The following is an 8,411-nucleotide window of genomic DNA, read 5'->3' as shown; positions in this document are numbered from 1 at the left end:
TCCTCGCTAGCCGGAAACGACACCTCGACGATGAGCTTGTCCAGCCGGGGCAGCGTGTTCAACGCCGTCCAGAAGGAGTCATTGGTCGCGGTATCGCCGGAAAACGCGAAGGTCGAACGGCCGTCCTGCACGACATAGCCGACGGCGGGCACGGTGTGCTGCACGGCGATCGGCGTCAGGCGCAGGCCGTCTACGTTCACCGACCGACCCTGCTCGACCCGGGCGAAGCGCATCGTCGGCTCCTCCTCGCTGGGCAGCTTGGAGAAATCGGGCCACAACGCCCAGTTGAACAGGTGGTTGCGGAGCACATCGAGCGTGGAGTCGGTGCCGTGGAGCGTCACGCCGGAGCCTTCGGCGTCATAGACGACATCCATCAGAAACGCGGCACCGGCGACATGATCCAGATGCGCGTGGGTGAAGAAGATGTGGCGCACGGCTTCCATGGCCGCGGGCGACAGATCGCAGACACCGGTGCCCGCATCCAGCAATGTCGTCCCGTTCACCAGAAACGACGTTGTCCGAAGACCGGGCCCCACTCCGCCGTTGCAGCCAAGCACCTTGATGTTCATCCCGTGTCTCTGCCGGACCGTGCCCGGATGCTAGCACAGGGCTTCCGGCCGCCTGTGCCGAGTCGGGCGGGCCTGTGCCATCATTCGATCCTCCACTTCGATCCACCATCTCCCGCCGTTCATGGATACCCTGCTTACCGTGCTCGCACTGATCGCGTACGTGATCGCGGCGATCGGTTCGTCCGGCGAAAACCTGAAGCCGTCACAGCTGGTGGCCGGCAGCGTCGGCGTGCTGCTGCACGGCGGGTATCTGCTGATGCCGCTGCTCGGCGGAGACGGCATCCATCTCGGTATCGCGTCGGCACTGTCGCTGGTCACCTGGCAGTCCGCGCTGATGCTGTTGCTGTTCGCGGCAAGGGAGCCGGTGGGCGGCATCGCCCGCTGGGTTTTCCTGGCGGCTCCGGCGGGCCTGCTGATCGACTGGCTGGCACCGGGCAGTGCTCCGAACGTGGTGCTCGACAGCTGGCTGCTGACCGCGCATGTGGTCTGCTCCGCGCTGGCCTACGGCGTGCTCACCCTCGCGGCCATGCAAGCCATCGCGCTGTGGGTGCGCAATCGCGGACTGCACGATCATCCCGGTGAACCGACGCGCCTGGCCGCCGTGCCCTTGCAGACCATGGAGCGCATTCTGTTCCAGATGATCGGGCTCGGCTTCTCGTTGCTGACGCTGAGCCTGGCCAGCGGCCTGGTGGTCACGCGGGATGTCATGGGCCAGCATCTGGCGCACAAGCTGGTGTTCACCGTGGTTGCCTGGGCCGTATTCGCGGCACTGCTGGCGGGGCGCTGGCGGCTCGGTTGGCGCGGCAGAACGGCCATCCGCTGGATGGGCACGGGGTATGCGGTGCTGGGCATGGCCTACTTCGGATCCAAGTGGGTTCTGGAGTCGCTGATGCACACACACTGGGGATGAACGCACCGGGTTGACTTGACAGCACGCATCCGGATTTTCAATTCTGCCTGTCGGGTGCTTTTGCTAGCTCATGCGCATCGGCCGCGTGCGTGAGCTAGCGAAAGAATTCAAGGTCGATTGGGCGAGGCCCCTACGCGTTGGACGACATTCCGTTAACGGTCCTGTTCGGACTGCTGGCAGCACTGCTGGTGTTGTCGGCGTTCTTTTCGGGTTCCGAAACTGCGCTGATGACGGCGAACCGCTACCGGTTGCGCCACCTCGCCAAATCGGGTCACCGTGGCGCCGCCCTGGCCAACCGGCTGCTGGAGCGTCCTGATCGCCTGATTGGCGTGATCCTGCTCGGCAACAACCTCGTCAATATCGGCGCCTCGGCCATCGCCACCGTGATCGGGCTGCGCCTGTACGGCGATGCCGGCATCGCCGTCGCCACGGGCTCGCTGACGTTGCTGGTGCTGATCTTCTCTGAGGTCACGCCCAAGACCCTGGCAGCGCTGCATCCGGAGCGCATCGCCTTCCCCGCCAGCTATGTCTACTGGCCGCTGCTCAAGCTGGTCTACCCGTTCGTGTGGCTGATCAACCTGATCGCCAACGGCGTGCTGCGGCTGATCGGGGTGACGCCGGAAGACGCGGCGATGCACAGCCTGTCCTCGGAGGAACTGCGCACGGTGGTGGCGGAAACCGGGGCGATGATTCCGCAGCGACATCAGCGCATGCTGCTGTCCATCCTCGACCTGGAAAAGGCCACAGTCGAGGACATCATGGTGCCGCGCAACGAAATCGTTGGCCTGGACATCTCCGATCCGCTGGACAAGATCATCGACGAATTGAGTCGCAGCCAGCACACGCGCCTGCCGCTGTTCGACGGTTCGGTCGAGGAATTGAAGGGTGTGGTGCATCTGCGCCGGGTGATTTCCGCGGCCACCGAGGGCACGCTCACCCACGACACGCTGCTGTCGCTGGCGCGCGAACCGTACTTCATTCCCGAGGGCACGCCGCTGAACCAGCAGCTGCTGAACTTCCAGAACCAGAAGCGCCGGATCGGCTTCGTCGTCGACGAGTACGGTGACATCCAGGGACTGGTGACGCTGGAGGACATCCTCGAGGAGATCGTCGGCGAGTTCACCACCGATCCGGCGACGCGGATGAAGAACGTTTACCTGGACGCAGACGGCACCTATCTGGTCGACGGCAGCGTAACCGTCCGCAGCCTCAATCGAACCATGGGCTGGAAACTGCCGGTGGGCACGGCGCGCACGCTCAACGGCGTGATCCTCGAACAACTGGAAGACATCCCCAAGCCCGGGACGACTCTCAAGCTGCGTCAGTACGTGCTGGAGATCGCGCAAACCAAGGCGAACGCGGTGAAGATGGTCCGCATCCGCCCGCCCGGCGTCACGCCAACGACCAGCTCCTGAGCGGTCCGGCGCGGTCTACAGGGCGTCCAGCGCCTCGGACAGCCGCCTCACGCCAACCACCTCGATGCCGTCGACCGCGCCCGCGCGGGGGCGGTTCGCCGCCGGAACAATCGCGCGCTTGAACCCGTGCTTGGCGGCCTCGCGGATGCGGTCCTCACCCCCGGGCACCGGACGGATCTCCCCGGACAGGCCGACCTCGCCGAACACCACCCAGTCATGCGGCACCGGCCGGTCCCGGAAGCTGGACAGTGCGGCCAGCAAGACCGCGAGATCGGCGGCCGTCTCGGTGACGCGAACACCGCCGACGATGTTCACGAACACGTCCTGATCGGCCATCGCGATGCCACAGTGGCGGTGCAGAACGGCCAGCAGCATCGCCACCCGCTGGCCGTCCAGGCCCACGGCGACGCGGCGCGGATTGCTCAGATGCGAGTTGTCCACCAGGGCCTGGCATTCAACCAGTAACGGACGCGTGCCTTCACGGGTCACCAGCACGGCGCTGCCCGGCACCGGCTGGGTGTCGCGGGTCAGGAAGATCGCCGACGGATTGCTGACCGGCTTGAGTCCGGTCTCGGTCATTGCGAAGATGCCCAGCTCGTTAACCGCGCCGAAACGGTTCTTCACCGCGCGGATCAGGCGGTAACGACTGCCCTGGTCGCTTTCGAAATAAAGCACCGTGTCGACCATGTGTTCGAGCACGCGCGGCCCGCCGATCGCGCCCTCCTTGGTCACGTGACCGACCAGAAACACGGTCGTCCCGGTCTGCTTGGCGAAACGCACCAGCCGCGCCGCCGATTCGCGCACCTGCGAGACCGAGCCAGGGGCGGAATCCAGCGCGTCGGTCCACATGGTCTGGATCGAGTCGATCACCATGACCCGGGGCTTGAGCCGCTGCGCCTGATCAAGAATCGCCTCGACCTGTGTATCGGCCAGCAGCGGCAGTGTCGTGTCACCCGCGCCGAGACGACCGGCCCGCATCGACACCTGGGACAACGACTCCTCGCCGGTGACGTACATCGACGGCTGCGTGGCGTGAATGGCGCAGAGCAGTTGCAGCAGCAGCGTGGACTTGCCGATGCCGGGGTCGCCACCGAGCAGATTCACCGATCCGGCCACCAGCCCGCCGCCGAGCACGCGATCCAGCTCGGTCAGGCCGGTGGGCGTGCGGGCCATCGCATCCTGCTCGACCTCGTTGAGCGGCTTGAGCGCGGTGGTGCCGGCATAGCCGCCGGCCCGGCTGCTCCGGCGACCGGACGATGGCGGTTCGCCGGGCGCCTCGACCAGCGTGTTCCACTCTCCGCAGGCGGCACATTGACCGGCCCACTTCGGCGACTCGGCCCCGCAGGACTGACAGAAGAATCGGGTTTGGGATTTGGCCATTCGAATCGGGTTGTGGCCGCCCGCCCGCAGACTCGCCTTCGCAAGCCCGGCCGGCACGGCGGCAGGATGAATCGCAGAGGCCGCAGACAGCGTCACAGTCCCCCGCTTCGGGTGGAGTGAACTGACTGGTGTTCTCTGGGTGAGCCTCCTAGACTGCACCAGATCAACGCGCAAGGGGAGTGCGTGCTTTGAAGCGCAACATTCTGGGGTCGGATACCGCGTTCGGCCTGATCATGACCGTGGTATTCGCGATCCTCGCCTACGGCGTCTGGGGCTCGGTGTTCCAGGGACTGGAACGCTGGGGCTACGATCTCGGTGTCCGTGCATCGGACAAGCCGCCCAGCGACCGGGTCGCCGTCGTGGCCATCGACGACGCCAGCATCGCCAATCTCGGCCGCTGGCCCTGGCCCCGCGATCTGCATGCCGAGATGATCAAGACGCTGGCCCAGGGTGGCGCCAAGGGCATTGGCAGCACGGTGCTTTATTCCGAGGCCCAGCGCGACGCCGGACTCGCCTACATCGATGCGCTGGTCGAATCGTTCATGCAGTCCTCGCTGGTCAATCAGGTCCCGCAGGATGTCGCCGGTCTGCGCGCCGAGATCGACAAGCTGCAACCCGGCGGGCGCAACCAGGACGCGGTGACCGCGCTGCAATCGATTAACCGCGAGTCGGCGCTGACCAACACGCTCAACCAGGACATCGAGAACATCGCCGTGCAGTTCCTGCAGGCGCAGGATGCCCTGCACACCGACGCCAAGCTGGGAGCGGCGTTCCGCGACGCCGGCAACGTCGTCCAGGCGATGCTGTTCCAGCTCGGCCAACCGCAGGGGCGTCCCGACCAGCCGCTGCCGGACTACGTGCAGGCGCAAGCATTGACCAACGTCGTCGGCGGTGACGTCTCGCCGATTCCGACGCTGTCCGGCCTGTCGCCGATTCCGGCGATCGGCGAATCCGCGGCCGCGATCGGGCATCTGAGTCTCACCGCCGACGTCGACGGCGCGCAGCGCTACGAGCCGCTGGTGCTGGAGCATTTCGGCACCTACTACCCGTCACTGCCGCTGATGCTCGCCGCACGCGCGCTGAACCTGGAGGCCGGCGACATCGAGGTACGGCTGGGCGAAGGCGTCCGGCTCGGCGGCCTGCAGATCGACACGACGCCCGACCTGCGCATGTACAACTATTTCTACGGCGAACAGAACGGTGCGCCGCCCTTCCCCGTCGACTCGTTCTTCGACGTGCTGGTCGGCAACATTCCGCCGAACAAGTACAAGGACAAGCTGGTGCTGATCGGGGCGTCGGCGGCGGGCATCGGCGACAGCATCGCCACCCCGGTTTCCGCGCACATGGCACCGGTCGTATCGCTGGCGCACACCGTGTCCAGCATTCTCGAGGAACATTTCTTCGTCCGTCCGAACTGGGCCGCCTGGGCCGGCCTCGGCGCGTTTCTCGCCGCCGCGATCTGGCTGGTCTTCGGCCTGCCGCGCGTGGGCGCTGGCGTCTCGGCGGGCATTACGCTGGTGCTCGCGCTGGGCCTGTTCATCGCCGAGTTCGTGCTGATGGTCACCCAGTCCATGTGGGTCCCGCTGCTGATCCCGGTGGTGTTCCTCGTGCTCGGGCACGTCGCGATGACGGTCAAGCGGCTGCGGGTCACCGAACGGCTCAAGGTCGCCTCGGAACTGGAAGGCGCCGAGTCCAACAAGATGCTGGGTCTGGCCTTCCAGGGCCAGGGTCAGCTGGACATGGCTTTCGACAAGTTTCGCAAGTGCCCGATCGACGACAGCCTGCTGGATGTGCTGTACAACCTCGGGCTGGACTACGAGCGCAAGCGTTCGTTCGGCAAGGCGCATGCGGTGTACCAGTACATGGCCCAGCACCAGCCGAATTTCCGCGATCTCCAGGACAAGCTCAAGCGCGCCAAGCAGTTGGAGGAGACCGTCATTCTCGGCGGCGGCTCCGGTGGCGCCGGCGCCACGCTGATCACCGGTGGCGACGACATGGAAAAGCCCATGCTCGGCCGCTACGAGGTGATCAAGGAACTGGGCAAGGGCGCGATGGGCACGGTTTATCTGGGCAAGGATCCCAAGATCGGCCGCACCGTCGCCATCAAGACCATGGCCTTGCAGCAGGAATTCGAGGAAGACGAGCTGGAAGACGTGAAGGCACGGTTCTTCCGCGAGGCGGAGACCGCAGGCCGGCTGGCGCATCCGAACATCGTCACCATCTTCGACGCTGGCGAGGAGCACGATCTCGCCTACATCGCGATGGAGTTCATCAAGGGCTACGACCTGACGCGGCACACCAAGTCCGCCAGCCTGCTGCCGGTTCCCGACGTGATCAAGCTGGTCGCCGACGCCGCCGACGCTCTGGACTACGCCCACAACCAGAACATCGTTCACCGCGATATCAAGCCGGCCAACCTGATGTGGCTGCCGGACGACCACGTGATCAAGGTGACCGACTTCGGCATCGCCCGTATCACCGACGCATCCAAGACCAAGACCGGCATGGTGCTGGGCACGCCCTCCTACATGTCTCCGGAACAATTGTCCGGGCGCAAGGTCGACGGGCGTTCCGACATCTTTTCGCTGACCGTGACGCTTTATCAGTTGCTCACCGGGCAGTTGCCGTTCCAAGCGGATTCCATGGCCACCCTGATGTACAAGATCGCCAACGACCCGCACGCGCCCGTCGCCACGCTGCGACCGGATCTGCCCGAAGGCATCGAGTCGATCCTGGAAGCCGGTTTGCAGAAGGAATTCGAGAAGCGCTATGCGCGGGCCGCGGAGCTGGCCCAGGCCCTGCGGGCGCTCTCGGTAGCTCACTGATGCCCAGCGGCCTTCGAGGCGCGATCGACTTCGCGATGGAGTCGGATGTCGGTCGCGTTCGTAGCAACAACGAGGACGCCATCGGCGCCGATGAGGATCTCGGCCTGCTGATCCTCGCGGACGGCATGGGCGGCTACAAGGCCGGGGAGATCGCCAGCGGCATGACCGTGGCCAGCGTGCTGGAAACCGTGCGCAAGCAGCTCCCGTCATTGCGCTCGGACGACCGCGAAGAGGATCACTCGCCGCAGGCCCTGCTGCTGCGCGAGGCGCTGGAGGCCGCCCACACCTCGGTCTATCACGTCTCCCGCTCGCAGAAGCAGTGCGAAGGCATGGGCACCACGGCCGTCGTGCTGCTGTTTCGCGACGATTGCATCGCCGTCGCCAGCGTCGGGGACTCGCGCCTCTATCGCCTGCGCGATCGGGAAATCCAGCAAATCACCCATGACCATTCGCTGGTGCAGGAGCTGATCGACCGCGGCTTTTATACACAGGAGGAAGCCGAGCAGAAGGTGGCTCGCAACATCGTCACCCGTGCTCTGGGCATCGAGCCGGAAATCCAGGTGGACCTGATCGAGGAGCCGGCGGAAGTCGGCGACATCTATCTGATGTGTTCGGACGGTCTCAGCGACCTCGTGGAGTCCGAGAAGATCCGCTTAACCCTGCTCCAGTTTGCTGATAACCTCGAAAATGCCGCCGCCGAGCTCGTTCGGCAGGCCAACATGGCTGGCGGCAAGGACAACGTTTCAGTGGTGGTGGCACGCGTGAACCGGCCATTCGCGGAAAGGCGAAGCTGGCTGGACCGCGTGAAAAGCTGGCTATGACGGGCTGCATCGCGCCCGGGGGACATCCGGACCGGGTCGACCGCGTCTGACAGGCAGGGAGAGAGGCGCTAGGCCATGAGCAAACTGATCGTCACCGACGGCAACGACGTGCTGGACACGGTGGAACTGACACCGGAGCGCATCACCATCGGCCGCCACCCCGACAACAGCGTCCAGCTGGACGACCGCGCCGTCAGCGGCCATCACGCGGTGATCGTCAACATCATGTCCGAGTCCTTTCTCGAGGATCTGGACAGCACCAACGGAACGCTGGTCAACGGTCGCAGAATCGCCAAGCACCCGTTGTCTCACGGCGATGTCATCACGCTGGGGCATCACACGCTGAAATACGAATCCGACGTCCAGATCGACGAGGACGCGCTGGAGCAGACGATGATCCTGCGTCCGGGCCAGATCGCCGCGGCGGCGGGCGAACCCCTGGGGTCGGTCACCGCCGCCCCGCCGCCGGCGGAAAAACCGCAGGTGGGAAC

At 65.5% G+C, this 8,411-nt stretch carries 7 protein-coding genes; 5 read left to right on the top strand and 2 right to left on the bottom strand.

Features of this window, described 5'->3' with window-relative positions; all coding sequences use genetic code 11:
- The coding region (locus tag ABNS06_RS05945; protein WP_348673201.1) for a 3',5'-cyclic-nucleotide phosphodiesterase at window positions 1-569 on the bottom strand (569 nt) is incomplete at its 3' end.
- Window positions 570-690: 121 nt separating this feature from the next.
- On the opposite strand from ABNS06_RS05945, the gene ccsA reads away from it, so the two are divergent.
- Together ccsA and ABNS06_RS05935 are read left to right on the top strand one after the other, a co-directional pair.
- The gene (gene ccsA / locus ABNS06_RS05940; protein WP_348673199.1) at window positions 691-1,479 is read left to right on the top strand and encodes a cytochrome c biogenesis protein CcsA; all 789 of its coding nucleotides are present in this window, start codon (window positions 691-693) and stop codon (window positions 1,477-1,479) included.
- Between the two features lie 137 nt (window positions 1,480-1,616).
- Window positions 1,617-2,894, top strand: a complete 1,278-nt coding sequence (locus tag ABNS06_RS05935) for an HlyC/CorC family transporter (RefSeq protein WP_348673198.1) — start codon at window positions 1,617-1,619, stop codon at window positions 2,892-2,894.
- A 15-nt stretch (window positions 2,895-2,909) separates the two neighbouring features.
- Here ABNS06_RS05935 and radA read toward each other — a convergent pair whose 3' ends face one another.
- Window positions 2,910-4,274, bottom strand: a complete 1,365-nt coding sequence (gene radA, locus ABNS06_RS05930) for a DNA repair protein RadA (protein WP_348673196.1) — start codon at window positions 4,272-4,274, stop codon at window positions 2,910-2,912.
- Window positions 4,275-4,462: 188 nt separating this feature from the next.
- Between radA and ABNS06_RS05925 the strand changes: the two genes are divergently transcribed.
- The 3 genes from ABNS06_RS05925 to ABNS06_RS05915 all read left to right on the top strand — a co-directional run.
- The gene (locus tag ABNS06_RS05925; RefSeq protein WP_348673195.1) at window positions 4,463-7,099 is read left to right on the top strand and encodes a serine/threonine-protein kinase; all 2,637 of its coding nucleotides are present in this window, start codon (window positions 4,463-4,465) and stop codon (window positions 7,097-7,099) included.
- On the top strand, window positions 7,099-7,920 hold the full coding sequence (locus ABNS06_RS05920; protein WP_348673194.1) for a Stp1/IreP family PP2C-type Ser/Thr phosphatase: 822 nt from the start codon (window positions 7,099-7,101) through the stop codon (window positions 7,918-7,920). The genes ABNS06_RS05925 and ABNS06_RS05920 overlap by 1 nt, the downstream gene beginning before the upstream one ends.
- A gap of 75 nt (window positions 7,921-7,995) precedes the next feature.
- The coding region (locus ABNS06_RS05915) for an FHA domain-containing protein (protein ID WP_348673193.1) at window positions 7,996-8,411 on the top strand (416 nt) is incomplete at its 3' end.

Origin of the sequence: uncultured Abyssibacter sp., from assembly GCF_964000955.1 — a bacterium.
In the GTDB taxonomy this organism is placed as follows: Bacteria; Pseudomonadota; Gammaproteobacteria; order Nevskiales; family OUC007; genus Abyssibacter.
The sequence above is the reverse complement of the archived record's forward strand: the minus strand, read 5'-3'. Positions and strand labels throughout refer to the sequence as shown.

Coding starts and splice junctions, on each gene's coding strand:
- ccsA (WP_348673199.1), top strand. CDS start 691: ATGGATACCCTGCTTACCGTGCTCGCACTGATCGCGTACGTGATCGCG.
- radA (WP_348673196.1), bottom strand. CDS start 4,274: ATGGCCAAATCCCAAACCCGATTCTTCTGTCAGTCCTGCGGGGCCGAG.
- ABNS06_RS05920 (WP_348673194.1), top strand. CDS start 7,099: ATGCCCAGCGGCCTTCGAGGCGCGATCGACTTCGCGATGGAGTCGGAT.